The 24,557-nt window shown below is 65.8% G+C and carries 21 protein-coding genes and 1 pseudogene; 15 read left to right on the top strand and 7 right to left on the bottom strand.

Annotated elements, in window-relative coordinates; genetic code table 11:
- Positions 1 to 199 precede the first annotated feature (199 nt).
- The 7 genes and pseudogenes from pehA to AC1DNE_RS21635 all read left to right on the top strand — a co-directional run bounded on the left by pehA (position 200) and on the right by AC1DNE_RS21635 (position 7,886).
- Positions 200 to 1,804, top strand: coding sequence for a phosphoric/sulfuric ester hydrolase PehA (gene pehA, locus AC1DNE_RS21665; protein WP_441472381.1), 1,605 nt, complete (start codon positions 200 to 202; stop codon positions 1,802 to 1,804).
- On the top strand, positions 1,771 to 3,408 hold the full coding sequence (locus AC1DNE_RS21660) for an ABC transporter substrate-binding protein (protein ID WP_476766931.1): 1,638 nt from the start codon (positions 1,771 to 1,773) through the stop codon (positions 3,406 to 3,408). Before pehA ends, AC1DNE_RS21660 begins: the two co-directional genes overlap by 34 nt.
- Positions 3,409 to 3,538: 130 nt before the next feature.
- Positions 3,539 to 4,072, top strand: a pseudogene (locus AC1DNE_RS21655) (ABC transporter substrate-binding protein); the annotation flags it as partial.
- Complete coding sequence (locus tag AC1DNE_RS21650) at positions 4,069 to 5,088, top strand: ABC transporter ATP-binding protein (protein WP_476766930.1); 1,020 nt, start codon at positions 4,069 to 4,071, stop codon at positions 5,086 to 5,088. The pseudogene AC1DNE_RS21655 and the gene AC1DNE_RS21650, both read left to right, overlap by 4 nt.
- Positions 5,085 to 6,077 (top strand): ABC transporter ATP-binding protein, encoded by a 993-nt coding sequence (locus tag AC1DNE_RS21645; protein ID WP_476766929.1) that lies wholly within the window; start codon positions 5,085 to 5,087, stop codon positions 6,075 to 6,077. Before AC1DNE_RS21650 ends, AC1DNE_RS21645 begins: the two co-directional genes overlap by 4 nt.
- Positions 6,077 to 7,012, top strand: coding sequence for an ABC transporter permease (locus AC1DNE_RS21640; protein ID WP_441472385.1), 936 nt, complete (start codon positions 6,077 to 6,079; stop codon positions 7,010 to 7,012). The genes AC1DNE_RS21645 and AC1DNE_RS21640 overlap by 1 nt, the downstream gene beginning before the upstream one ends.
- 1 nt (position 7,013) lies before the next feature.
- A complete protein-coding gene (locus tag AC1DNE_RS21635) occupies positions 7,014 to 7,886 on the top strand; it encodes an ABC transporter permease (protein ID WP_441472386.1) in 873 nt (290 codons plus the stop codon).
- 115 nt (positions 7,887 to 8,001) lie between these two features.
- Here the strand turns inward: AC1DNE_RS21635 and AC1DNE_RS21630 are convergent, their stop codons facing one another.
- The 5 genes from AC1DNE_RS21630 to AC1DNE_RS21610 form a co-directional block, all read right to left on the bottom strand.
- Positions 8,002 to 8,859: an ABC transporter permease gene (locus tag AC1DNE_RS21630; protein WP_476841185.1), complete on the bottom strand. Its 858-nt coding sequence runs from the start codon at positions 8,857 to 8,859 to the stop codon at positions 8,002 to 8,004.
- Complete coding sequence (locus tag AC1DNE_RS21625) at positions 8,856 to 9,776, bottom strand: ABC transporter permease (protein ID WP_476841184.1); 921 nt, start codon at positions 9,774 to 9,776, stop codon at positions 8,856 to 8,858. Before AC1DNE_RS21625 ends, AC1DNE_RS21630 begins: the two co-directional genes overlap by 4 nt.
- 28 nt (positions 9,777 to 9,804) lie before the next feature.
- A complete protein-coding gene (locus AC1DNE_RS21620; protein ID WP_476767355.1) occupies positions 9,805 to 11,451 on the bottom strand; it encodes a hydantoinase B/oxoprolinase family protein in 1,647 nt (548 codons plus the stop codon).
- A 2-nt stretch (positions 11,452 to 11,453) separates the two neighbouring features.
- Positions 11,454 to 13,535 (bottom strand): hydantoinase/oxoprolinase family protein, encoded by a 2,082-nt coding sequence (locus AC1DNE_RS21615; RefSeq protein WP_476767354.1) that lies wholly within the window; start codon positions 13,533 to 13,535, stop codon positions 11,454 to 11,456.
- 94 nt (positions 13,536 to 13,629) lie between these two features.
- Positions 13,630 to 15,138, bottom strand: a complete 1,509-nt coding sequence (locus AC1DNE_RS21610) for an ABC transporter substrate-binding protein (RefSeq protein WP_476767353.1) — start codon at positions 15,136 to 15,138, stop codon at positions 13,630 to 13,632.
- A gap of 45 nt (positions 15,139 to 15,183) precedes the next feature.
- Between AC1DNE_RS21610 and AC1DNE_RS21605 the strand changes: the two genes are divergently transcribed.
- Together AC1DNE_RS21605 and AC1DNE_RS21600 are read left to right on the top strand one after the other, a co-directional pair.
- On the top strand, positions 15,184 to 16,041 hold the full coding sequence (locus AC1DNE_RS21605) for a GntR family transcriptional regulator (protein WP_441472392.1): 858 nt from the start codon (positions 15,184 to 15,186) through the stop codon (positions 16,039 to 16,041).
- Positions 16,042 to 16,061: 20 nt separating this feature from the next.
- The gene (locus AC1DNE_RS21600) at positions 16,062 to 17,129 is read left to right on the top strand and encodes an NAD/NADP octopine/nopaline dehydrogenase family protein (RefSeq protein ID WP_476767351.1); all 1,068 of its coding nucleotides are present in this window, start codon (positions 16,062 to 16,064) and stop codon (positions 17,127 to 17,129) included.
- Between the two features lie 86 nt (positions 17,130 to 17,215).
- On the opposite strand, the gene AC1DNE_RS21595 is transcribed toward AC1DNE_RS21600, so the two are convergent.
- Together AC1DNE_RS21595 and AC1DNE_RS21590 are read right to left on the bottom strand one after the other, a co-directional pair.
- On the bottom strand, positions 17,216 to 17,983 hold the full coding sequence (locus AC1DNE_RS21595) for an SDR family oxidoreductase (RefSeq protein ID WP_441472394.1): 768 nt from the start codon (positions 17,981 to 17,983) through the stop codon (positions 17,216 to 17,218).
- 10 nt (positions 17,984 to 17,993) lie between these two features.
- Positions 17,994 to 19,193: a mandelate racemase/muconate lactonizing enzyme family protein gene (locus AC1DNE_RS21590; RefSeq protein ID WP_441472395.1), complete on the bottom strand. Its 1,200-nt coding sequence runs from the start codon at positions 19,191 to 19,193 to the stop codon at positions 17,994 to 17,996.
- A 216-nt stretch (positions 19,194 to 19,409) separates the two neighbouring features.
- On the opposite strand from AC1DNE_RS21590, the gene AC1DNE_RS21585 reads away from it, so the two are divergent.
- The 6 genes from AC1DNE_RS21585 to AC1DNE_RS21560 all read left to right on the top strand — a co-directional run bounded on the left by AC1DNE_RS21585 (position 19,410) and on the right by AC1DNE_RS21560 (position 24,199).
- Positions 19,410 to 20,171, top strand: coding sequence for a GntR family transcriptional regulator (locus AC1DNE_RS21585; RefSeq protein ID WP_441472396.1), 762 nt, complete (start codon positions 19,410 to 19,412; stop codon positions 20,169 to 20,171).
- A 21-nt stretch (positions 20,172 to 20,192) separates the two neighbouring features.
- Positions 20,193 to 21,179, top strand: a complete 987-nt coding sequence (locus tag AC1DNE_RS21580) for a 2-hydroxyacid dehydrogenase (protein WP_441472397.1) — start codon at positions 20,193 to 20,195, stop codon at positions 21,177 to 21,179.
- A gap of 78 nt (positions 21,180 to 21,257) precedes the next feature.
- Positions 21,258 to 22,061 (top strand): transporter substrate-binding domain-containing protein, encoded by an 804-nt coding sequence (locus tag AC1DNE_RS21575; RefSeq protein ID WP_441472398.1) that lies wholly within the window; start codon positions 21,258 to 21,260, stop codon positions 22,059 to 22,061.
- A 113-nt stretch (positions 22,062 to 22,174) separates the two neighbouring features.
- Positions 22,175 to 22,834 carry an amino acid ABC transporter permease gene (locus AC1DNE_RS21570; RefSeq protein ID WP_441472399.1) on the top strand — a complete coding sequence of 220 codons (660 nt, stop codon included), beginning with the start codon at positions 22,175 to 22,177 and terminating at the stop codon, positions 22,832 to 22,834.
- Positions 22,834 to 23,487 carry an amino acid ABC transporter permease gene (locus AC1DNE_RS21565; RefSeq protein ID WP_441472400.1) on the top strand — a complete coding sequence of 218 codons (654 nt, stop codon included), beginning with the start codon at positions 22,834 to 22,836 and terminating at the stop codon, positions 23,485 to 23,487. The genes AC1DNE_RS21570 and AC1DNE_RS21565 overlap by 1 nt, the downstream gene beginning before the upstream one ends.
- Entirely contained in the window at positions 23,468 to 24,199 is a 732-nt protein-coding gene (locus AC1DNE_RS21560; protein WP_441472401.1) for an amino acid ABC transporter ATP-binding protein, read from the top strand. The genes AC1DNE_RS21565 and AC1DNE_RS21560 overlap by 20 nt, the downstream gene beginning before the upstream one ends.
- The last annotated feature ends 358 nt before the right edge of the window (positions 24,200 to 24,557 follow it).

Below are 24,557 nucleotides of genomic sequence, written 5' to 3'. Positions count from 1 at the left end.
ACGCGCGATGCAGGGGCTGCCATGCTGCACCTTGCCCTTGTCGGGACGACCGAGCCGGCCCCGCAACAGGCATGGGCTGCTCACCAGCGCGGTAACCGCGCCGGCGCCGCCTGGTTCTGACGGCCGAACAATGATGTCGGGCAGTCACGCAGGCGTCATCCGCGGCGGATAGCTGGACGTGACTTCACGAGGCAAGGCAATGAAACGTAAGAACGTTCTCCTGATCGTCGTCGACCAATGGCGGGCCGATTTCGTACCGCATCTGCTGCGTGCCCGCGGTCAGGAGCCTTTCCTCAAGACGCCCAATCTCGACAGGCTCTGTGCCGAAGGGGTCACCTTCGCCAACCATGTCACCGCCTGCGTTCCCTGCGGTCCGGCGCGAGCCAGCCTGCTGACCGGGCTCTATTTGATGAACCATCGCGCCGTGCAGAATACGGTGCCCCTCGACCAGCGCCATTTCAACCTGGGAAAGGCGCTCAGGGCGATCGGTTACGACCCTGCTCTGATCGGCTACACCACGACAACGCCGGACCCGCGCACGACCGCGAAGAACGATCCGCGCTTCCTCGTGCTCGGCGACCTGATGGACGGGTTTCGTTCCGTCGGCGCCTTCGAACCGAACATGGACGGCTATTTCGGCTGGGTGGAGCAGAACGGCTTCAAGCTGCCCGAAAAGCGCGAGGACATCTGGCTGCCTGAGGGTGAGGACTCGGTCCCGGGTGCGACTGACAAGCCCTCGCGCATCCCGAAGGAATTCTCGGACTCGACCTTTTTCACCGAGCGGGCGCTGACCTATCTCAAGGGCCGGGCGGGCAAGCCCTTCTTCCTGCACCTCGGCTATTATCGTCCGCATCCGCCCTTCGTCGCGCCGGCGCCGTACCACGCGATGTACCGGCCGGAAGATATGCCGGCTCTGGTGCGGGCGGAATCGCCGGAGGTCGAGGCCGCGCAACACCCGCTGACCAGGTTCTATGTCGACTCGATCAAGCGCGGTTCCTTCTTCCATGGCGCCGAGGGCTCGGGTGCGACGCTGGATGCGGCCGAGATCGCCCAGATGCGCGCGACCTACTGCGGCCTGATCACCGAGATCGACGACTGCCTCGGCCGGGTGTTCGCCTATCTCGATGAGACCGGGCAGTGGGACGACACGCTGATCGTCTTCACCAGCGACCACGGCGAGCAACTCGGTGACCACCATCTGCTCGGCAAGATCGGCTTCAACGACGAGAGCTTCCGCATTCCTCTGGTGGTGAAGGACCCGCGCGGCGCGCACGAACGCCGCGGCGCGATCGAAACGTCCTTTACTGAGAGCGTCGACGTGATGCCGACGATCCTCGACTGGCTCGGCGGCGAGGCGCCCCGCGCCTGCGACGGGCGCTCGGTCATGCCTTTCCTCGCCGAAGGCCGTCCGGCGAATTGGCGGACGGAGATGCATTACGAATACGACTTCCGTGACGTGCATTATTCGCAGCCGGAGCAGGTGCTCGGCCTGCACATGGACCAGTCAAGCCTCTGCGTGATCCAGGACGAAAACTACAAATACGTCCATTTCGCCGCGCTCCCGCCGCTCTTCTTCGACCTGACGAACGATCCGCACCAGTTCGTCAATCTGGCCGACGCTCCCGCCTATGCCGCGCTGGTGCGCGATTACGCCCAGAAGGCCCTGTCCTGGCGGCTGACCCATGCTGACAGGACCCTGACCCATTACCGCTCCAGCCCGCGCGGGCTGGAAGAGCGCGACCCCAACGCCACCCCATCTGGAGATGAACAATGGTCGGTTCCCTCACGCGTCGCGGCGCAATAGCGCTCGGGGGCTCTGCCCTCATCCTGCCCCGCTTCGCGATCGCCCAGGCCGACAGCCGGCCTTCGATCACGATCGCGGTCCAGAAAATCGCCAATTCCAACCAGCTCGACGTGCTGCGCGAGCAGTCCAATGTCGGCGAGCGCATCTTCTTCTCGTCGCTCTGGGAAGGGTTGATCGGCCGCAACTGGCTGGGCGGTCTGGGCGCCGTGCCCGGCCTCGCCACGGAGTGGAAGCGCATCGACGACAAGACCGTCGAACTCAAGCTGCGCCAGGGCGTGAAGTTCCACAATGGCGACGAGCTCACCGCCGAGGACGTTGCCTTCACCTTCGGCAAGCAGCGCATGTTCGGCGACACGCAGCCGGCTGCGGGCAAGACCATCTCGGCCGATTTCGTTGTCGGCGGCGGTCGCGCCAGCAAGGAGCTGCCGGCGGAAGTACCGGCGGTGGCGCGCCGCTCCTGGCCGGCCCTGCTCGGCGTCGAGATCGTCGACAAGCACACCGTGCGCTTCGTCAACGGCACCCCGGACGTGACGATCGAGGGTCGCATTTCGCGCTATGGCAGCGAGATCATGAACCGGCGCGCCTTCGATGAGGCGGCGACCTACAATGAGTGGGCGATGAAGCCGGTCACGACCGGCCCTTACAAGGTCGCTGAATACCGTCCGGACGTCTCGCTGCTGCTCGAGGCCCATGACGAATATTGGGGCGGCCGGCCGCCGCTGAAGTCGATCCGCTTCGTCGAGGTGCCGGAAGTCGCCTCGCGCATCAACGGATTGCTCTCCGGCCAGTATCAGTTCGCCTGCGACATCCCGCCGGACCAGATTGCGCAGATCGAGAAGAATTCGGCCTTCGAGGTGCAGGGCGGCACGATCCTGAATCACCGCCTGACCGTCTTCGACAAGAGCCATGCCCAGCTGCAGAATCCGCTGGTTCGCCGCGCCATGACGCATTCGATCGACCGGCAGACGATCGTCGACTCGCTCTGGGCCGGCCGCGCCGTGGTGCCGAAGGGGCTGCAATGGCCCTATTATGGCGAGATGTTCGTCGAGGACTGGTCGGTGCCGGCGTTCGATCTCAAGCTGGCGCGCGATCTCGTCAAGCAGTCCGGCTACAAGGGTGACCCGATCCCGTACCGCCTGCTCAACAACTACTACACCAACCAGACTCCGACCGCGCAGATCCTGGTCGAGATGTGGAAGGAGGCCGGCCTCAACGTCGAGATCCGGATGGTCGAGAACTGGCAGCAGATCCTCGAGCGCACGCCGACCCGCGCTGTGCGCGACTGGTCGAACTCGGCGCCTTTCAACGATCCGGTCTCCTCGATCGTCGCCCAGCACGGCCCCAACGGCCAGCAGCAGCAGGCCGGCGAGTGGACGAATGCCGAGATGAACACGCTTTCGGTCGAGCTGGAGACCTCGACCGACCGCGCCCGCCGCAAGGCCGCCTTCCGGCGCATGCTGGAGATCGCCGAACGCGAAGACCCGGCCTACACCGTGTTGCACCAGAACGCGACCTTCACGGCCAAGCCGAAATCGATCGCCTGGAAAGCCGCACCGGCCTTCGCGATGGATTTCCGCGCCGGCAACTGGGGCCGGCAGAGCTGACCCGACAATCGCGGCGCGCCCTCCAACGGGCGCGCCGCCTCGTTTTGACGACCCGGAGCGTTCGATGACTGGACACACTCGCCGCCACGCGCTTGCGCTCGGCGCGGCCTCGGCCGGGATGCTGATCCTGCCGCGTTTCGCCATCGGGCTGTTGAAGCAGTCCGGCTATTGGGGCGAGGCGATCCCTTATCGTCTGCTCAACAATTACCACACCAACCAGGCCGCGACCGCGCAGGTGCTAGCCGAGAGCTGGCGCCAGATCGGCATGAACGTCCAGATCGAGAGCAAGGAGAACTTCCCCCAGGTTCTCGCCAGGGGGCCGAAGCGGGCAGTGCGCGCCTGGTCGAACGGTGCGTCCTTCAACGATCCGGTATCGTCGATCACCTCCAGCCACGGCCCGAGCGGCCAGCAATGGCAGGTCGGCGAGTGGAGCAATGCCGAGATGGGCAAGCTCTCCGACCTGATGGAGAGCTCAACCGATCCGGCTCTGCGCAACGCCGCATTCCGCCGCATGCTCGAAATCTGCGAGCGCGAGGACCCTGCCTATACCGTGCTGCACCAAACCGTGAACTTCACCGCCAAACGCCGGGACATCCAGTGGAAGGCCGCGCAGTCCTTCGTCATGGACTTCAGCGCCCGCAATTGGGGTGGGGTCCGCTCGTGAGCGAGAGGCTCGACAGGTTCGGCAGCGTCGACAATCCGCTCGTCGAGATCCGGGGGCTTACCGTCGCCTTCGACGGGGTCAAGGTGCTGCACGGCATCGACCTGACCGTCGCGGCGGGGGAGGCGGTCGGCCTCGTCGGCGAATCCGGCTGCGGCAAATCGGTGACCTGGCTGGCGGCGCTTGGCCTGCTGCCGAAGAAGGCCGCCATCACCGGCAGCGTCAGGCTCGGCAGCACCGAACTGATCGAGGCCAACGCCGACGTCCTCGATAAAGTGCGTGGCGGGCGCATCGCGATGATCTTCCAGGATCCGGCGAGCGCGCTCAATCCGGTCATTAGACTCGGCAGGCAAGTCGGTGAAGCCCTGGCGCTGCATCGCGGTCTCTCCGGCAGCGCAATCAGGGCCGAGGTGAAACGCCTGTTCGACCTCGTCGGCATTCCAGACGCGGCGCGACGCCTCGATGCCTTCCCTCACGAGCTCTCGGGCGGCCAGAATCAGCGTGTGATGATCGCGATGGCGCTCGCGGGGAACCCCGATCTTCTTGTCGCTGACGAGCCGACCACGGCGCTTGATGCCACCATTCAGGCGCAGATTCTCGAATTGCTGACGCTGATCCGACGCGAGACCGGCATGGCGCTGGTGCTGATCAGCCACGATCTGGGGGTGATCTCGCAGACCTGTGAACGCGTCTGCGTGATGTATGCCGGGCGCATCATCGAGATGGCCGATTCGATCGAGCTGTTCGAGCAGCCGCAGCATCCCTACACGCAGGGCCTCATCGCGGCGCTGCCGCCGCTGGAGGGCGTGCGCCGCCGGCTCGGCCCGATCGAGGGCAATGTGCCGGAGCCCTGGAACCTGCCGCCGGGCTGTGCCTTCGGGCCGCGTTGTCCGCGTCATGGCGCGCTCTGCGATGCCGGCGTGCCGCCGCTCGTGCAGAAGGCGCCGGGCCGCTTCGCCGCCTGCGTTCGGACGGCGCAGGCACAGTCCGCGCGCACCTCGGAGTTCGTGTTCGCATGAGCGCGCCGGTGCTTCAGGTCCGCAACGTCTCGCGCCGCTACACGATGCGCCGCGGCTTGCTCGGCAGCCCCGTCGAGGTGCGTGCCGTCGACGGAGTGTCACTCACGGTCGAACGCGGCAGGACGCTTGGCGTCGTCGGTGAGTCCGGCTCGGGCAAGTCGACCACCGGGCGCGTCGCGCTCGGGCTGGAGAGGCCGGATGCGGGCGATGTCCTGTTCCAGGGCGCGCCGTTGCCGACACTCGACACCGGCGATTGGCGCAAGATCCGCGCCCGCATGCAGATGATCTACCAGGACCCGCTCGGCGCGCTGGACCGGCGGCTCTCTATCGTCGAGCAGGTGCGCGAGCCGTACGATGTCCATGAAATCGGCGAGGCCAAGGCGCGCGGCGACATGGCGCTGAAACTGCTGCAGTCGGTGGGTTTGCGGGCCGATCAGGGCGCGCGCTATCCGCACGAGCTGTCTGGCGGCCAGCGCCAGCGCGCCGTGATCGCTCGCGCGCTCGCGACCACGCCGGACCTGCTGGTCTGCGACGAGCCGGTCTCGGCGCTCGACGTCTCCATTCAGGCGCAAGTGATCAACCTGCTGGTCGACCTTCAGCAGGAGCTGGGCCTGGGCCTGCTCTTCATCAGCCACGATCTCAAGGTCATCAGGCAAGTCAGCCACCGCGTCGCGGTGATGTATCTTGGCCGTATCGTCGAGGAGGGCGAGGCCGATCTGCTGCTCTCCTCGCCGGCGCATCCTTATACCGAGGCGCTGGTCTCGGCCGCGCCGGTTCCCGGCCGGCGAGCCCGCCCGCGCATCGTGCTGCAGGGCGATCCGCCCAACCCGGCGGCGCGCCCCTCGGGCTGCGCCTTCCATCCCCGCTGCCATGCCGCGCGCGATCGCTGCAAGGTCGAGAGTCCGGCGCTGCTGCCGCTGCCGGATGGTCGCTTGACCGCTTGCCATGTCGCGCAGGACCAGGCCAATTTCCTGAAGGCGGCGAGCTGATGCTGCGCTTTTTCCTGATCCGGCTCGCCCGCGCGCTGCTGACCGTTGCGCTTGTCGTCACCTTCGCATTCGTCGTGCTCCGGCTCTCTGGCGATCCGGCGCTGATCATCATGAGCGCCGACGCGCCGCCCGAGGCGATCGCTGCCTTCCGCAAGGCGTGGGGCTTGGACGACCCGATCTGGCTGCAATACCTGCGCTACTTCACGGCGATAGGGCAGGGCGAGCTCGGTCAGTCGATGCGCGATGGCCGTCCGGCGATCCAGCTCGTCCTCGAGCGCATCCCGGCGACCCTGGCGCTGACCTTGCCGGCCTTGGCGCTGAAGCTCGGCATCGGCATCCCGGCCGGCATATACGCGGCATTGAACCGCGACAGCCTGACCGACCGCATCGTCATGATCACGGCGGTCGCCGGCTTCACCATTCCAAGCTTCGTGCTCGGCCTCGTGCTGGTGCTGATCTTCTCGGTGCAACTCGGCTGGTTGCCCTCGGGGGGGCAGGAGAGCTGGCGCCATGCCATTCTGCCGGTGGTGACGCTCGGAATCGGCGGAGCGGCGGTGCTGGCCCGTTTCACCCGCAGCGCCATGCTGGAGGTGCTCGGCCAGTCCTATATCCGCACAGCCAGCGCCAAGGGCGTGCCCTGGGCCGCGGTCGTGCGCGGGCACGCGCTGCCGAACGCGGCGGTGCCGACCGTGACCGTCGTCGGCTTTATGGTCGGCAGCCTGATTGCAGGGGCAGTCGTGGTCGAGAGCGTGTTTTCCTGGCCGGGCGTCGGTCGGCTGCTCGTCGTCGCAGTCTCCAATCGCGATCTAGCGGTGGTGCAATGCATCCTGCTGCTGGTCGCGATCACCATGGTCAGCGCCAACTTGATCGTCGACCTGCTTTACGGCGTGCTCGATCCACGTCTGCGCAGTGGTGCCCGGGCAGGAGGGCATTGAAATGGCCGATGTAACAGCCGCCGCGCCACCTGCCATCCGCGAGAAGGTTGCTCCCAGGCCGAAGAAGCGCATCCCGCTGCTGGTCTGGTTCGGCATCGTCTGGGTCGGCTTCATCATCGTTTTGGCCCTGAGCGCCGATTGGGTCACGCCCTATCGCTTCACGGCATATGACCTGCGCAACCGGCTGTCGCCGCCCTTCCATCCACTGCACTGGCTCGGGACCGATGAACTCGGCCGCGACGTGCTCTCGCGGCTGATCATCTCGATCCGCATTTCGCTGCTCGTCGCCTTCGGCGCGACGATCATTTCGGCCACGCTTGGCACGCTGATGGGCTTCCTCGCGGCGCATTTCCGCGGCTGGGTCGAGCAATTCGTGTTGATGCTGGCCGATTTCCAGGCCGCGATGCCCTTCCTGATCCTGGCACTCTCGGTGCTGGCCTTCTTTGGAAACGCGCTGCCGCTCTTCATCTGCCTGATGGGGCTCTATGGGTGGGAGCGCTATGCCCGCATTGCGCGCGGGCTCGCCATCTCCGCTGGCGCGCAAGGCTATGCCGGGGCGGTGCGCCAGATCGGTGCGAGTCCCTCGCGGGTCTATCTGCGCCATATCCTGCCGAACATCGCCTCGACGCTGATCGTCTCGATGACGTTGACCTTCCCGGAGGTGATCCTGCTGGAGAGCGGGCTGTCCTTCCTGGGCCTCGGCGTCCAGCCGCCGATGACCAGCCTCGGCAACATGGTCGGCTATGGCCGCGAATATCTGACGCGTGCTCCCTGGATCATGCTGGCTCCGGCCTGCACCATCGTGCTGACAACGCTTGCGGTCAGCCTCGTCGGCGACTGGCTGCGCGATCGGCTCGACCCCACACTGCGCTGAGCCGGGCTTATCCGAAGGGTTGCCGGAGAAGGATTTGGGACAGGGGGGGCGGCTATGGATCGCTCCGAAAAGAATTGAGCTTCCGCCATGGGCGAGCGGCTTATCGGCTGATGGATCAGCGACGTTCCGCGCGCGGGTCGAGCCAATCACGCAGCCAGTCGCCCAGGAGATTGACGCTCAATACCGTCAACATCAAAGCCAGGCCAGGCAGGGTGATGATCCACCAGGCGCTGGCGATATAGGTGCGCCCGTCGGCGAGCATCCGGCCCCAACTCGGCGAGGGCGGCTGGATGCCGAGGCCAAGGAAGCTCAAGCCCGCTTCGAGCACGATGGTGCGCGCGAGTTCGAGGGTCGCGACGACGAAGACCGGCGTCAGGACGTTGGGCAGGATGTGGCGCAAGAGCAGGCGGGCGTGGCCCGCCCCCATCGCCAGAGCCGCCTGGACGAATTCGCGCTCCCGGACCGTCAGGACCTGGGCTCTGATGATGCGGGCATAGCGGACCCAGCTCGTCAGGGCGAGCACCGCGATCAGGTTGTGCAGGCTTGGGCCGAGCGCGGCGACGACCAGAAGCGCCAGCAGCATCAGCGGGAAGGCGAGCTGGATGTCGACCAGGCGCATCAGCACGCGGTCATACCAGCCGCCGAAATAGCCGGCGACGAGGCCCATAAACACGCCGACGACGCCGCCGAGGATCACGGCCGAGCCGGCGATCGTCAGGGTGACGCGGCTGCCGGCGATGATACGGCTCAGGATGTCGCGTCCGAGCTGGTCGGTCCCGAAGGGGTGGACGCCCAGCCCGGTCCAGGAGATCGTCGGCGCCATCATGCGGGCGCGCAGGTCGCCACGCGTCGGGTCGGGCAGGCCGAGCCAGGGCCCGGCGAGCGCCAACGCCAGCAGGAGCACCAGCAACGCCGCACCGGTGAGGCCGAGCCAATTCGCACGCTGGCGGCGCAGGAACGAGAAGAGCCTCATGATTCCTGCCGGATGCGTGGGTCGATCAGGGTGTAGAGCAGGTCGACCAGGAGATTGACCAGGACGAAGATGGTCGCGACCACGGCGACGCCGGCCTGCACGACCGGAAAATCCTTGGTCTCGATCGCCTGCACGATCAATCGCCCGACGCCCGGCCAGGCGAAGACCGTCTCGGTCACGGCGGCGCCGCCGAGAAGCTCGCCGGCCAGGATGCCGGTCATGGTCACCACGGGGATCAACGAGTTGCGGCCGACATGCCAGATATAGATGCGGCGGGGGCCGAGGCCCTTCGCATAGGCCGTGCGGACGTAGTCGTCCCGCATCACGTCGAGCATGGAGGAGCGGAGCAGGCGCGCGATGCTTGCGGTCGTAAAGCAGGCCAGCGTCACCGACGGCAGGACAAGGTTCTGCCATTCGCCGTAGCCGCCCGTAGGGAACCAGCCGAGCTGCACAGCGAAGAAGAGGATCAGCATGATGCCGAGCCAGAAGGAGGGCGTCGCCTGGCCGAGCAGCGCCACCAGCAGGACGAGCCCCTCGATCGCCGAGCCGCGATAGATCGCGGCGAGCGCGCCTGCGAGGCCGCCGACCAGCACGCCGATCGCGAGCGCGCAGCCGGCGAGCAAGGCCGTCGCCGGCAGCCTTTCGAGGACGACGTCGAGCGCCGGGCGCGCGAACTGGAAGGACTGGCCAAAGTCGCCCTTCAGCGCATGGAGGAGGAAGGTGAAGTATTGCTGCAGCAGCGGCTGATCGAGCCCGAGCTGCGTACGCAGCTCCTGCAGTTGCGCCTCCGTCGCGCCGATCGGCAGCAGCAGCACGGCGGGGTCGCCGAGCAGCCGCGAGACGACGAAGACGATCGTGACCACGCCCCAGATCGCGATCAGGCCTTCGCCGAGGCGGGAGGTCAGGTGGCGCGGCATCCGGCGGCCTCCATCGTCACGACGTTTGTCAGAGCTTCAGCCCGTAGATCTCCACGGCCGCCTGCCGCGAGATGCGCTCCTCGCGCAGATCGCGCTCGACCAGTGCGCGATCGCGCTTCTTCGGGTCGCCGAAGCCACCGCCGCCAGCGGCGACCATGCCGACCCACTCGCCCGGCTGCAGGATGCCGGCGCGACGGTCGAGCGGCCTGGCGCCGGGCGAAAGCTCGACGCGGGCGGTCTGGCCGTCCTGGCCGCCCTTGAGGCCGAAGGGCGGCACGATGCTGTTCGTCCCGCCGGCCGAGATGCGGGCGGTGTGGTCGAGCATCTCGACGCGCCGCCGCAAGGTCATGCCGCCGCGGAACTCGCCCGCGCCGCCGGAATCCTGCACCAGCTCGTAGCACTTCACCATGACGGGGTGCTCGATCTCGAGCGCCTCGATCGGCAGATTGGCGGTGTTGGTCGTGTTCACCTGCACGCCGTCGAGCCCGTCCTTGTCGGCGCGCGCGCCCATGCCGCCGCCATGCATCTCGTTATAGACGTAGAAGCGGCCGGTGCGCGGATGGATTCCGCTGGTCGTCAGCAGCGTGCCGCCGGTCGAGGCTGCGGCGATGCGCTCGGGCACCACATCGGCGAGCGCGGCGAAGATCATGTCGACGAGACGCTGGCCGATATCGGTGCGGCTGTAGACGGCGGCCGGCGGCGTCGAGTTCAGCACGGAGCCCAGCGGCGCGGAGACATGGATCGGCCGGTGGAAGCCGGCATTGGCCGGCAGATCGGGATCGACGATCGCCTTCACCGCGAAATACACCGTCGCCAGCAGCGCCGTGTAGACCATGTTGATCGGCGCGCGGACCTGCTCGGGCGCGTCGGGGAAGTCGATGAAGATCTCGTCGCCCTTGACCTCGATCACGACCTTGAGGTCGAGCACGCCGTCGATCAGGTTGCTGTCGAAGTCGTGGCGGAAGCTGTAGGTGCCGTCCGGAATTTGCGCGATGCCGGCGCGGGTGCGCCGCTCGGTATAGTCGAGCACCTGCGCGCCGGCGGCGCGCACCGTCTCGGCGCCATATTTGTCGCAGAGCGCCTGATAGCGCTGCACGCCGAGGCGGTTGGCCGCCATCTGGGCGCGGAAGTCGTTGATGCGCTCGCGCGGAACCTGGCAGTTCAGCAGGATGAGCTGCATCAGGTCTTCCTGCAGCACGCCCTCGCGATAGAGCCGCACGGGCGGGATGCGCAGGCCTTCCTGGAAGATATGGGCGTGGCCGCGATCGACGAAGTCGGAGTGGTGGGCGAGGTTCGTCACCCAGGCGACCAGCTCGTCGCCATGGAAGATCGGCTCCAGGAAGACGATGTCGTTGAGATGGGTGCCGCCGCCGGTATAGGCGTCGTTGCCGACGAAGACGTCGCCGGGGCGCACCGTCGCGAGGTCGTGGTTCTTGAAGACGTGCTCGGCGATGCCGAGCAGCGATCCCAGATGCACCGGAATGTGCTCGGCCTGGGCGATGGTGCGCCCGGCGGCGTCGAACAGCGCGGTCGAGCAGTCCTGCCGCTCCTTGATGTTGGTCGAATACGCCGCGCGGATGATCGCCTTGCCCATCTCCTCGACGATGGTGGTGAGCGCGCTGCCGATGACCTCGACGGTGATCGGGTCGAGCTGCGTCTTGGCTTTGTCCAGCATGGTCAGCCCTCGAGGATCAGGTTGAGATAGGCGTCGACGGTCGCGACCTGCCCGGGCAGGACGAGGGTGGTCGAATCCATCTGGTCGATGATGGCGGGCCCGGTCACCTCGTGCCCCGGCCCGAGCAGGGCGCGGTCATAGATCGGGCAGTTGGTGAAGCCGCCGGTTTCCGGCAGCCAGACCTCGCGCCAGCTGGTGATCGCCACATTGCTCGTGCCGGAGGCGGGGGGATACGCCTTGAGATCGGCCTTCGGCACGAGGCCCACCGCCTCGATGCGCAGGGTCGTGACCTGCACCGGCTCCTCGGCGGCGATATAGCCATAGACCTGCTTGTGGATGCGCTCGAACTCCGCGCGCAACTTCACCAGCGCCGCCGCATCGATCGGGCCGGCCGGGCAGGGCACGGTGAGCTCATAGCCCTGGCCGCCATAGCGCATGTCGACCGAGCGGATCAGCGAGCGCCGCTCCACCGGGATCGCCTCCTGGGCGAACCAGTCCTGCCCGCGCTCTTCGAGGCCGGCGAAGCCGGTCTCCATGCCCGGCGCGCCGGCCTCGCTCAGGGGCAGGAGCCGCGTCAGCGAGAGATTGGTCCGCAGGTCGGTCAGCAGCAGGCCGAGCGCACACATGATGCCCGGATATTTCGGGACGACGAGGCGCGGGATCTCCAGTTCGCGGGCGAGCCGCGCCGCATGGATCGGGCCGGCGCCGCCGAAGCCGAGCATGACATAGTCGCGCGGGTCATAGCCGCGCTCGACCGAGATCACGCGGATGGCCTTCGCCATATTGGCGATGACCACGCTGATGATGCCCTGCGCCGTCTCCATGACGCCGAGCCCGAGCTGGTCGGCCAGGCGCCCGATCGCGGCCTTGGCACGCGCCTGGTCGATCTTCATGCGCCCGTTCAGGAGATGCGTCGGGTTCAGCACCTGCAGCACGACATTGGCGTCGGTGACCGTCGGCTCCTCGTTGCCGCGCCCGTAGCAGACCGGGCCGGGGTCGGCCGCGGCCGAGCGCGGGCCGACCTTGAGCAACCCGCCGGCATCGATATGGGCGATCGAGCCGCCGCCGGCGCCGACGGTGTGGATGTCGAGCATCGGCAGCTTCAGCGGATAGCCGTGGACGACGGCGTCGTTCGACATTTGAGGCCGACCGCGGTCGATCAGCGAGACGTCGGTCGAGGTGCCGCCCATGTCGAAGGTGATGACGTTGTCGAAGCCGGCGAGTCCGCCGACCGAGAGCGCACCGATGACACCGGCCGCCGGGCCAGAGAGCACGGTGCGCGCCGGGAAGTTCTGCGCCACCTCGGACGAGATCACGCCGCCATTCGACTGCGTCAGATGCGGATGGGCGTCGATGCCGATCTCCGCCAGCCGCGGCTGCAGCTTCGAGAGATAGGACTTCATGATCGGGCCGAGATAGGCGTTCACGACCGTGGTCGAGAGCCGCTCATATTCGCGGAACTCGGGCGCGACCTCGTGCGAGATCGAGACGAAGGCGTCCGGCATTTCCTCGGCCAGGATCTCCTTGACGCGCTTCTCATGCGCCGGCTCGACAAATGAGAACAGGAAGCACACCGCGACCGTCGTGATGCCCTGCTCCCTGAGCTTGCGGGCGGCGGCGCGCACCTCGTCCTCGTCGAGGGCGGTGTGGATGCTGCCGTCGAAGCGCACGCGCTCGCTGACCTCGAGCCGCTTGTCGCGCGTCACCAGGATGCGCGGCTTCTGCGTCTGGATGTCGTAGAGGGAATCGCGCTTCTGGCGGCGCAGCTCCAGCACGTCGCGAAAGCCCTTGGTGGTGATCAGGCCCGTCTCGGCGCCGCGCCCGACGATCAGCGCGTTGGTGGCGACCGTGGTGCCATGGCCGAAATAGACGACGTCGACCTTCTGCCCCGTTGCCTTGGCGACCTCGGCGACGCCCTGCTCGATGCCCCCGGCAATGCCGAGCGACGGGTCCTGCGGCGTGCTCGACACCTTCCAGACATGGATCTCGCCATGCGTCTCGTCGAACATGCAGACATCGGTGAAAGTGCCGCCGGAATCGACGCCGACACGTAGCTTCAGGGTGGTTTCGTCTTGTGCGGTCATGACTTTTGTCGCGATCCGGTTGATCGGAAATTCAGGCAATGCTGTCCCGACGGCGGGCCGATGGAGCCCGCCGCTCAGCTCGTTTCGGTTGCCGTCAGCGCGTCTTGATGTCGATCGCGCGGACCCAGTCGTCTCCACGCGCCTGCCACGCGATGCTCTTGGACTGGGCGTAGGTGATCGGCGTGAAGAACATGAAGATCGAGGGCGAATCCTCGCAGAGCTGCGCGGTGAGCTTGCGGTAGAGCTCGGTGCGCTTGGCTGCGTCGTTGGTCGAGCGTGCAGCCTTGGCGGCTTCGTTGAAGCTCGCACTCTCCCAATAGGATTGCGGGTTTTCCTTCTCCCAGAAGTTCAGGAGCCCGCCCGCATCGAGCGTCGGCCATCCCAGGCCGAAATAGGCGGAGTCGCCGAGGTTCTTGCCGACGATGTACTTGTTCATGAAGGCGCCGAATTCCATCTCGCGCAGCTTCACGGTGACGCCGATCTCCCCGAGCTGAGAGGCGACGACCTGGGCGATGTCGGAAGCCTGGATGTAGCGCCCCGTCGGAACTTCGAGATCCATGGTCAGGCCATTGGCAAAGCCGGCCTCGGCCAGCAGCTTCTTGGCCTGGGCGGGATCGTAGGGCACCGGCTTCAGATCGGGGTTGAAGCCGAAATAGACCGGGGAAAGCGGCTGGCAGGCGCTGATTTGGGCGAGGCCGTCGAGCAGCCCGTCATTGATCGCCTTGCGATCGATGCCGAGGTTGAGCGCTCGCCAGAGCTTGGGATTGTCCTTGAAGGGCGCCTTCAGCCCGTTGAGCTTGATGAACATGCCGCGCGTGCCGGCCACCGAGGAGGCCTCGGCCTTGCCGCCCGCCTTGATGCGCGCGATCTCGGAAGTCGGGAAGCCGGTGATGAGGTCGACATCGCCGGCCTGGAGCGCCGCGATCCGGGAGGAATCCTCCGGAATGATGCGGAAGGTGACGTTGTCGAAAGCCGGCTTCTCGCCCCAATAGTCCTTGCGCGCCTTCAGCACGACCCGGTCGCCGCTGGCGAACCGCACGAGCTCGTAGGGGCCGCTGCCGAGCGCCGCCACGGAAGGGTTGTTCTCCGCCGTCCACTTCGGCGGCATCAGCAGGAACATCGACATCTGGTCGGGCAGGTCGGGATAAGCGCCTTTGGTGACGAATTCGACGGTGGTCGGCGAGACGACCCTGACCTCGCTGATGGCGGCGAACCACGGCTTGTTGCGCGCACCGGTCTTCGGATCGAGCACACGCTCGACGTTCCACTTCACGGCCTCGGCGTCGAGCTGCTCGCCGTTCGAGAAGGTCACGCCCTCGCGCAGCGTGAAGCGCCAGGCCGTGTCTCCGATCGCTTCCCATTTGGTGGCGAGACCGGGCCTCAGCTTCAGGTCGGGCCCGCGATCGACCAGCGGGGTGTAGATATGCGCGGCGACGCTGAGGTCCGTGCCGACCGTCGTCGACTTGTCCGGATCGAGCGTGTTGACGTTGCTCGACAGCGCGATCGTCAGGTCGCGTGCCGCCGCGGGAGCGATCAGGGCGAGGGAGCTTATCCCGAAGGCGAGGGCGGCGGCGAGGCGGCGGGCTGAGGCCTGGTTGCGCATGACAATCCCCTGTTCTTGACTTTGGCGCCAATCCTGAGTTCATGATTGGCATCTGTCAATCTCGACTTGTGGGATATTTTGCTTAATGGGAGTGCATATGCAGGAGATCTCATCTCCGCGGGTGTGTTCGACCGCCCTGAGTATGAATTGCGATTGGGCAGCAAAGCGGGCGATGATGGTTGCGGTCATGCTCGGATTCGTCTGCGGAACACGGCACTAATGGCTTTGGTAACTCAGCAAGATAAGACAGATGCTGGAGAGCGCCGCGGGCGCGCTGCTGGCGGCAGTGCGTCGCGGGCACGAGAACTGGCAAAGCTGATCGAGAGGGACATCAGCACCGGCCGCCTCAGTGCAGGCTCGTGGCTGAAGCAAGTCGATCTCGAAACGCAATACAGCGCCTCGCGGCTCGACATTCGCCAGGCGCTGGATCGGCTCGAGGAAAAGGGCTTCGTCAAGCTGGAGGCTAATCGCGGTTACCGCGTCGAGACCTTCGACAAGGAGCGCTACCGCAATGTCGTGACGATCCGTGCCATCCTTGAGGTTGCGGCGGCCGGCGAAGTGCTGAAGCGTATCGACGAGGCAGGGCTGGAGCGGCTGCAACTGCGGGCTGACGATTTCGCCGCGGCCGTCAGTTCCGGCACGGTGCTTGCGCAGGAGGAGGCGAACTACGCTTTCCACGCCGCAATGCTCGACTTCTGCCCGAACCGCGACCTTGTCTCGATGATTTTCGATTTACGTAGCCGCGTTCCCGTTACGCTGACGCGCGAAAAGAACACCGCCGCGCTGCTCGCCGACACGGTACGGGACCACTACGAGATCGTCGAACGCCTGCGCGAACGCGATAAGCCCGGCCTGGAAACCGTCGTCCACCGGCACGTGTTGGGCGGTCTCGAAATCATCTGAAACCACTCGGGGGATTACCCATGCGCGTCGCCATCGTCGGCTTCGGCGGGATCGGGCGCGGCTATGCCGCCTACCTGACCGGCCAGGGGCATGAGCCCGTGATCTGGTCGCCGAGCGGCGCGGCCCTGGCCGATTTCTCCGGCGATGCCTTGCTGACCGTCACTGGCAAGCTCGAAGCCGACTTGCCGTTGCGGATCGCCCGCCATTGCGCCGAAGCCGTTGGCGGCGCTGAGGTGGTCATCGTCGCGGTTCAGGCCAATGGGTTCAGGGCGGTGCTGGACGCCATCGCCCCGCATCTCGCCGCCGGGCAGATCGTCATCATCAGCGCCCATTGCTCCTTCGCAGCGCTCTATCTGCATCGCCTGCTGAGCGCGCGCGGGGTCGACATTCCGATCGCCGCCTGGGCGACAACGGCGCTCACCGCGCGCAAGAGCGGCCCGCGCAGCGTCCATGTCTCGGGCATCCGGGCCAAGCTCGACGTTGCCACTCTCCCTGCCGGTCACGCGCAGGTTGGTCTGGACGTCTGCCGTTCCCTTTTCGGCGATCGGTTCGAGCTGCGCGAAGACCTGCTGGCCATCATGCTCAGCAACCTCAATCCGCCGGCGCATGTCGCCAACATGCTGGGCAACCTGACGCGCGCCGAGCGCGGCGAGGACTGGCCGAACTACGGCTCGATCACCCAGGGCGTCGGGCGCATCGTCGATGCCATGGATGTCGAGCGCCTGGCGCTGGCCGGAGCTTTCGGCCTCTCGGTCCGCAGCGTGCAGGACCACTATGTCCATTCCTTCGGCGTCGCTGCCGGCCCTGTCGGCGAGATGGCCGCCGCCGTCTACAGGAACCGTCCCGAACTGCTCGGCCCCAAGACGCTGGAAACTCGCTTCATCACCGAGGACGTGCCCTTCGGGCTGGTGCCGCTCGAAGCGCTGGGCCGGATCGCCGGGGTGCCGCTACCGCTCCACAAGGCCGGCATCGCTCTGTTCGACGCGATCTGCGCCCGCGATTTCCGCGCCGAGAACGATCTGCTGCCGGCCCTCGATCTGGAGCGGTTCACCGCGGACGAGCTCCATAGAGAGCTGCGCGGCGCGTGAACACGGTCGGAAAACGAAGGGCCTCATGCGTGGTTCTTATTCGAATGCCAGGCGAGGCATGCCAATTTATTCGCTCTAACACGATGTTATAAAACGGAAATCATTCCTCCATCGACGTATATTATTTGACCGTTGACGTAGTTCGATGCTGGCGCGGCAAGAAATACGGCCGTTCCAATCAGTTCGTCAGGCCTGCCCCAGCGCTTCGATGGCGTGCGGCTTCGGACCCATGCATCGAACGCGGGATTGTCGATCAACGCCTGGTTCATGTCGGTCAGCATGTAGCCGGGGCCGATGGCATTGGCCTGAATGCCGTGCTCTGCCCACTCGGCCGCCATGGCCTGGGTCAGCATCTTGATGCCGCCCTTGGCCACGGTGTAGGGGGCGACGGTGGCCCGTGCCAAGGCGCTGGTCAGCGAGCCGATGTTGATGATCTTGCCGTGGCCGCGCGCGATCATGCGTTTCGCGGCTTCCCGTCCGATCACGAAGGCCGATGTCAGGTTCGTGTCGATCACGCGCTGCCAGTCCACCGTCGCCAGTTCGACCATCGGCTTGCGGAACTGAATGCCGGCGTTGTTGACGAGGATATCGACCGCGACACCTGACGCATCGAAGTCGGCGAAGGCTTTCGTGACCTGCTCCTCGGAGGTGACGTCGAAGGGCGCGGCATCAGCCTCGAATCCGGCCTGACGCATCTCCTTGACCGCGGTTGCGACGCGCTCGGGGTCGGTCCCATTGACGAGGATGCGCGCACCAGCGGCAGCAAGCCCTTCCGCCATCGCCCGTCCGAGGCCGCGCGAGGAGCCTGTGACGAGAGCGGTGCGACCAGTGAGATCGAAGAGCGGATTGGTCATCCTGAAATCCTCACAGGCTCGAACGACGATGATGCAGGTCCGGGCGCTCGAAGACGGCCGGGAGCAGTTCCACGCCCAATCCCGGCGCCTCCATCGGATAGACATAGCCGTCCTTGATGACCGGCATCTCGGTGACGAGCTCCTTGTACCAGCCGGTGTAGAAGGCGCGCACCGATTCCTGGATCAGCGTGTTTGGCTGGCTGAAGGAGGCGTGGATCGCGGCGATGAAGCCGACCGGGCCGATGCAGTCATGCGGCGCAAAAGGCCGGTGATAGGTTTCGGCCATCGCGGCGATCTTGCGGCCCTCGGTCAGGCCGCCGGTCCAGCAGAGGTCGGCCATGACGACGTGCATCGCGTCACGGTCGAGCATGTCCTTGTAGGGGAAGCGCGAGCCCAGCGTCTCGCTGGCCGTCACCGAGACCGTCGTCGAGCGGGCGAACTCGGCCAGCGCCTGCGGCGAGTTCATCCGGATCGGGTCCTCGTACCAGCTCGGCTCGTAGGGCTCGAGGGCGCGGGCGATCTTGATCGCGGTCGGCAGGTTCCAGAGCGAATGGAACTCGACCATGATCTCCATCCTGTCGCCGACGGCCTTGCGGATCTTTTCGAACGGCTCGATCGCCTTCCGCATCTGCTCGGGCGTGATGTAGAGCCCCTGGTTCTCGATCGCGGGCGGATCGAAGGGCCAGATCTTCATCGCCGTGATGCCGCTTTCGAGCAGGCTCTCGGCGACCGCGTCGGCGCGGTTCATGAAGCCGTCCAGATCTTCATAGGGGCCGCTGGTCGCGCCGAGATTCCAGGTCGATACCGGTTTGATGTTGTGGGAGCGGACATATTTGTAGCCGGCGCAAGTGTTGTAGATGCGCTGCTTGTCGCGGCAGAGGCCGCCGAGCATCTGGTGCACCGGCTGGCCGCAGACCTTGCCGAAGATGTCCCACAACGCGATGTCGACCGCCGAGGTGGCGCGCGATTCGACGCCGGTCGAGGCCTGCGCCATCGGCAGGTTGGTCATCTCCTTGTGCAGCGCCTCGATATGCAGCGGGTTCTTGCCGAGCAGCCGCATCGCGAGCGTGTCGTGCAAATGGGCTTCCACCGAAGCCGCGCCGTAGAACGTCTCGCCGAGGCCGATGATTCCGGCATCGGTGTGCACCCGCACCCAGAGGACGTTGGCGAACTCTTCGGTCCGCAAGGTTTCGATCGCGGTGATCTTCAAATCGGCCTCCCGGGAGCTGCGCTCTTCGGCGAGACGAGCTCGGGGAGCGCCTTGTTCGCTTGTCGCGCGGCCCCGCCGAAAGGCGTTGATGACCGCGCAGGCCGAAATCATAGGAGTGCTTGTAAAATTTCACAACATGTTTATCGTCGGGCGCAAGATGGCGTTGTTTCGAAACGCCACACGGGATTCGAAGCGCCGCATGGGGAGGAGCAGGGCATGGCGAAGCGCCATAACCAGCCGCGACTGGTCGCAGCCGACGACACGGCCGTGTCGAAGCGGCGCAACCGTGTGAACCTGTTCGAGCTTGCCTATGGCCGCATCGAAGAGATGCTGGTGACTTGCGAGCTCAGCCCGGGCCGTTTTCTTGCCCTGCAGGATCTCCAGGATCTGACGGGCTTCGGCCGGACCCCGGTTCACAACGCCGTCAACCGGCTCGCGGCCGACACGCTGATCATTATCCGTCCGCGCCACGGCCTGCAGATCGCCCCGATCGACCTTGCGCGCGAGCGCCTGCTGCTCAAGCTCAGGCGCGATCTCGAGCGCTTCGTCATCGGCCTCGCGGCCGAGCGCGCCGGACCTTCGCACCGCAACCAGATGCTGCATATGGAGCGCCTGCTGCGGGAGCGCCGGACAGAGCTGACGCTTGCCGAATTCAACACGCTCGACAGACGCATCGACCAGATGGTGCTGTCGGCCGCGGCCGAGCCTTTCCTGGAGCATACGTTGCGCCCGCTGCACACGATCTTCCGGCGCATCGGCTTCATCTACCACAACTACATGCCCCGGCATGTCGGGCTGGAAGGCACGATCGACCACCATCTCGCCGTGCTGAACGCCATCGCGACACGCCATGGCGACCGCGCCGTCGCGGCCTCGGATGCGCTGATCGGTTTCGTCGACGGCATGTTCGACGAGATGGAAGCCGCCATTGACCCTTCTTTACTGGATTGCAGCGTCGAGCCGCTGCTAAATACCTGACCTAAGGAAAGCCGCCCGATCATGCGCATCGTCTTCCATGGTGAGAATGCCGCCTCCTTCAGCCATGGCTTTGCCGAGCTGGCGGGAGCGGGTGCCGATATCAGGGTTCTTCCGGACCGGCTGGAGACCGAGGCGGATCGTCTGGCCTATGCCGCGGCCGACGTCATCGTCGGCGTGAAATTCGATGCCACGCTTCCCACCCCCGCGAGCCTGCGCCTGTTCCACGTCCCGGGAGCCGGCTATGACGCGGTCCAGCTCGACGAGCTCCCGCCCGAGACGAACCTCTGCAACTGCTTCGGCCACGAGCAGGCGATCGCGGAATATGTGATGAGCGCTTTGCTGGCGCGGCACATCCCGCTCGCCGATGCCGATCAGCGCTTGCGGCGAGGGGATTGGGCCTATTGGGCCGGCGCGCCCGATCGCGTCCATGGCGAGATCGCCGGCAAGACCATCGGCCTGCTCGGCTTCGGGCATATCGGCAAGGCGGTGGCGCGGCGCGCCAAGGCATTCGAGATGCAGGTGAACGTGGCCAACCGCAGCCCGGTCGCGACCTCCGAAACCGTCGACCGTTCTTTTACGCTCGACCAGCTCGGCGAATTCTGGGGTTCGGCCGACGCGATCGTCGTCTCGCTGCCGCTTACCCCGGAAACCCGGGGAATCGTCGGCGCGGACGCCTTTGCCGCGATGCGCCGCAATGCCGTTGTCTTCAATGTCGGGCGCGGTCCATTGCTCGACGAGGCCGCCCTGTACGAGGCGCTCAAGCACGAGCGTATCGGTGGCGCCGTGATCGACACCTGGTACCGATATCCCTCTCCCGACGACATGAATCCCCTGCCAGGCTCGTTGCCTTTTCAAGAGCTGCCGAACATCGTGATGACGCCGCACATGTCGGGCTGGACGAGCGGCACGATCCGCCGCCGCCAGCAGACGATCGCCGACAACATCCGGCGCTCTTTCGCCGGCGAGCCTCTGACCAACCTCGTGCGCCAGGGCAAAGCCGCAGCCTGATCTTCGATTTCCGAGCCGGACGCCAAGAAGCCGGCTGGGCCAACCGCGGACAATCCGCAAACAGCAGGGAAACGCACCATGGGTCTTTTCAAGCATTTCAGGATTGCCGGCACGCTGCTGGCGCTGGGAGCCGGCATGCTGGCCGCAAGCCAGGCCTCGGCCCAGACGGTCACGGACATCATCAAGCGCGGCTCGGTCAAGATCGGCGTGCTGATCGGCGCACCGCCCTATGGCTCGGTCGACTCGCAGGGCAATGCTGTCGGCTACGACGCGGACGTCATCGCGCTGATCGGCAAATATCTCGGCGTCAAGGTCGAGATGGTGCAGCTCACTCCGCCGGCGCGTATTCCTGCGCTTGAGGCCAACAAGGTCGACTTCCTCGTCGCGACGCTCGCGCCGACGCCCGAGCGCGCCAAGGCGGTGATGTTCTCGATTCCCTACAGCGCCTTCCAGACAGGCATCTACGCCAAGAAGAACGTCGCCATCAAAACCTGGGACGATCTCAAGGGGCGCAAGGTCGGCGTCAACCGTGGCTCCAGCGTCGAGCGCGAGTTCACCAACCGGGAGAAGGAGCTGAACCTCACCATCCTGCGCTTCGAGGACGACGCCACCACCATGCAGGCGCTGTTCTCCGGCCAGGTCGAGGCCATCGCCGGCCCCGATGCGCAGGCCAATGCCGCGATGAAGGCGCGCGGCGAGACCGAGACCGAGCTCAAATTCGTCTTCGGCATGCAGCCGAACTCGATGACCATGCGCAAGGACGCCTGGGAGCTGCGCCAGTGGCTCAATAACTTCATCTACTACGTCAAGCAGAACGGGGAGCTCGACGCGATCGCGCAAAAGTGGGTCGGTAGCCCGCTGCCGCCGCTGCCGACCTTCTGATCCCGCTCTCATCGACGCGCCGGCGCGCGATCCAGCGCGCTGGCGAAATCCTCGACCTCCAGGGCCGAAGGAGCGCGCCGTTGCTCTTCCAAGACGTCTTATCCAAATGGCCGATGATCCTGAATGGGGTCCTGCTGACGATTGCGCTGTCCTTCGTCGCGATCACGCTCGGCCTCGTGCTGGCGACGGCGATGACCGCGCTGCGCAGCCTCGCCGGCAGCTGGGCCGGCTACATCGTCGACGCCTATGTCGAGCTGATGCGGAACACGCCGTTTCTGGTGCAGCTCTTCATGATCTTCTTCGGACTGCCGCAGATCGGCATCCGCCTCAACGGACTCGAAGCCTCCATCCTGGCGATGACGCTCAACCTCGCCGCCTACGCCACCGAGATCATTCGCGCCGGCGTCGACTCCATTCATAAATCGCAGATCGAGGCCGGGCTCGCGCTGGCGATGAGCAAATGGCAGGTCCTGAAGCACGTCGTGCTGCAGCCCGCCTTCGCCCGCGTCTGGCCGGCGCTGTCGAGCCAGTTCGTTCTGATGATGCTGGCCTCCAGCATCTGCTCCTTCGTCTCGGTGCAGGAGCTTTCCGGAACGGCCGCGATCATCGAGCAGGACACGTTCCGCAGCTTCGAGACCTACATCGTCGTCACCGTCATCTATCTCGTGCTGGCGCTCTCGCTGAAGCTCTTCCTGAACTGGCTCGGCCGGAAGCTCTTCCCGCAGGTGTCGGGCCTCGCGCGCCTCACCGAAGCGCATGGGGAGGCCGCCTGATGCAGACCTTCGGTTGGCCCGAGGCCCTCTTCATCCTGCGCTCCGCCGGCTGGACGCTGGCGCTCACCGCCATCGCCTTCTTCATCGGCGGCATCCTAGGCGGTGTCTTCGCGATCATGCGTCTGTCGCGCATCCGCTGGCTGCGTCGCTTCGCGGCGGGCTACATCCTGGTGATCCAGTCGATCCCGGTGCTCATGGTGCTGTTCATGAGCTATTACGGGCTCTCGGCCCTGGGCATCGAGCTGCCGCCCTTCCTCGCGGCCTCCGCCTCGCTCTCGATCTACGTCTCGGCCTATCTCGCCGAGATCTGGCGCGGCTCCATCGAATCCGTGCCGCGCCAGCAATGGGAGGCCTCGGCTTCGCTGGCGCATACGACGGCGCAGACCTATCGCTACGTGATCCTGCCGCAAGCGATCCGCATCTCGCTGCCGCCGACGGTGGGGTTCCTCGTCCAGCTCGTGAAGAACACCTCGATCGTCCAGGTCGTCGGCTTCGTCGACCTGATGCGCGCGGGCATGCTGGTCAACAATGCGACCTATCAGGCCTTCCAGATCTTCACCCTGGTCGGGGCGATCTATTTCGCGATCTGCTTCCCGCTGTCCCGGCTCAGCCGCCATCTCGAAAAGGTGATGAATGCCAGCCGTTCTCATTGAAGACGTCCATAAGCGCTTTGGCTCGCTGGAGGTGCTGAAGGGCGTTTCGCTCAGCGTCGACACGGGCCAGGTCGTCGCCATCATCGGCCGCTCCGGCTCCGGCAAGTCGACCCTGCTTCGCTGTATCAACGGGCTCGAGACCTTCCACGCCGGCAAGATCGAGGTCGCTGGCCACACCATGACCCAGGACCCGAAGAAGCTGCGCGAGTTGCGCAAGGACGTCGGCATCGTCTTCCAGAGCTACAACCTGTTCCCGCATCTCACGGTGGGCCAGAACATCATGCTCTCGCCGCGCATCACCCAGAACGTGTCGCAAGCAGAGGCACTGACGCTGGCGAAGGAGGTGCTGGCGCAGGTCGGCCTCTCCGAGAAGTTCGACAGCTATCCGGACAATCTCTCCGGCGGCCAGCAGCAGCGCGTCGCCATCGCCCGCTCGCTGGCGATGAAGCCGAAGGTGATGCTCTTCGACGAGGTGACCTCGGCACTCGACCCGGAGCTGACAGGTGAGGTGCTGCTGGTCATGGAGAAGCTCGCCAAGGGTGGCATGACCATGCTGCTCGTCACCCACGAGATGAACTTTGCCCGGACGGTCGCCGACACCACGGTGTTCATGCATCAGGGGAAGATCTGGGAGCAGGGGGCGTCGAAGTCGCTGTTCGCAGACCCGCAGACGGCTGAACTGCGGAACTTCGTGAGGGCTGGCGCGCATTGAGCGCTTGCTCCGCGCGCGTTGTCGCCGGCTTCCCGGCATCCTGCTGGGCACCGCGCGTGCCTCCTAAGATCCCCACCAAAGCCGGGGTTTTCGTCAGCCCGGACGTGGCTGCCACCGTGTGCGGCCGTCCCTTGGCGAGGGCCTTCAAGGTGCGCGGAATCGGAAATCGAAGAATAGTGATCCAGACGTGTTGACAGGGGTTCTTTTGGTGTCCTATAAGCCACCCATCGAGACGGCGCCGCCGCTGAGCGGCGCCTCTTCTGCGCTTCCTGATGAGGCTGGGGCTGACGTCCGGGACACCGGGCGAGTTCCTGTCGGAATTTGTAGAGCGCACGTGTCGGAATTTGTAGAGCGCACG

The sequence above is a fragment of the Allobosea sp. 05L423 genome (genome assembly GCF_056397745.1).
This window is presented reverse-complemented; position numbering and strand designations above follow the sequence as displayed.

What these genes read in the sequence shown, in the direction of transcription:
- AC1DNE_RS21630 (WP_476841185.1), bottom strand. Translation starts at nt 8,859, where the DNA reads ATGAGGCTCTTCTCGTTCCTGCGCCGCCAGCGTGCGAATTGGCTCGGC.
- AC1DNE_RS21560 (WP_441472401.1), top strand. Translation starts at nt 23,468, where the DNA reads ATGCCAGCCGTTCTCATTGAAGACGTCCATAAGCGCTTTGGCTCGCTG.
- AC1DNE_RS21585 (WP_441472396.1), top strand. Translation starts at nt 19,410, where the DNA reads ATGGCGAAGCGCCATAACCAGCCGCGACTGGTCGCAGCCGACGACACG.
- AC1DNE_RS21570 (WP_441472399.1), top strand. Translation starts at nt 22,175, where the DNA reads ATGATCCTGAATGGGGTCCTGCTGACGATTGCGCTGTCCTTCGTCGCG.
- AC1DNE_RS21625 (WP_476841184.1), bottom strand. Translation starts at nt 9,776, where the DNA reads ATGCCGCGCCACCTGACCTCCCGCCTCGGCGAAGGCCTGATCGCGATC.
- AC1DNE_RS21610 (WP_476767353.1), bottom strand. Translation starts at nt 15,138, where the DNA reads ATGCGCAACCAGGCCTCAGCCCGCCGCCTCGCCGCCGCCCTCGCCTTC.
- AC1DNE_RS21645 (WP_476766929.1), top strand. Translation starts at nt 5,085, where the DNA reads ATGAGCGCGCCGGTGCTTCAGGTCCGCAACGTCTCGCGCCGCTACACG.
- AC1DNE_RS21620 (WP_476767355.1), bottom strand. Translation starts at nt 11,451, where the DNA reads ATGCTGGACAAAGCCAAGACGCAGCTCGACCCGATCACCGTCGAGGTC.
- AC1DNE_RS21615 (WP_476767354.1), bottom strand. Translation starts at nt 13,535, where the DNA reads ATGACCGCACAAGACGAAACCACCCTGAAGCTACGTGTCGGCGTCGAT.
- AC1DNE_RS21580 (WP_441472397.1), top strand. Translation starts at nt 20,193, where the DNA reads ATGCGCATCGTCTTCCATGGTGAGAATGCCGCCTCCTTCAGCCATGGC.
- AC1DNE_RS21635 (WP_441472386.1), top strand. Translation starts at nt 7,014, where the DNA reads ATGGCCGATGTAACAGCCGCCGCGCCACCTGCCATCCGCGAGAAGGTT.
- AC1DNE_RS21575 (WP_441472398.1), top strand. Translation starts at nt 21,258, where the DNA reads ATGGGTCTTTTCAAGCATTTCAGGATTGCCGGCACGCTGCTGGCGCTG.
- AC1DNE_RS21565 (WP_441472400.1), top strand. Translation starts at nt 22,834, where the DNA reads ATGCAGACCTTCGGTTGGCCCGAGGCCCTCTTCATCCTGCGCTCCGCC.
- pehA (WP_441472381.1), top strand. Translation starts at nt 200, where the DNA reads ATGAAACGTAAGAACGTTCTCCTGATCGTCGTCGACCAATGGCGGGCC.
- AC1DNE_RS21640 (WP_441472385.1), top strand. Translation starts at nt 6,077, where the DNA reads ATGCTGCGCTTTTTCCTGATCCGGCTCGCCCGCGCGCTGCTGACCGTT.
- AC1DNE_RS21600 (WP_476767351.1), top strand. Translation starts at nt 16,062, where the DNA reads ATGCGCGTCGCCATCGTCGGCTTCGGCGGGATCGGGCGCGGCTATGCC.
- AC1DNE_RS21595 (WP_441472394.1), bottom strand. Translation starts at nt 17,983, where the DNA reads ATGACCAATCCGCTCTTCGATCTCACTGGTCGCACCGCTCTCGTCACA.
- AC1DNE_RS21660 (WP_476766931.1), top strand. Translation starts at nt 1,771, where the DNA reads ATGGTCGGTTCCCTCACGCGTCGCGGCGCAATAGCGCTCGGGGGCTCT.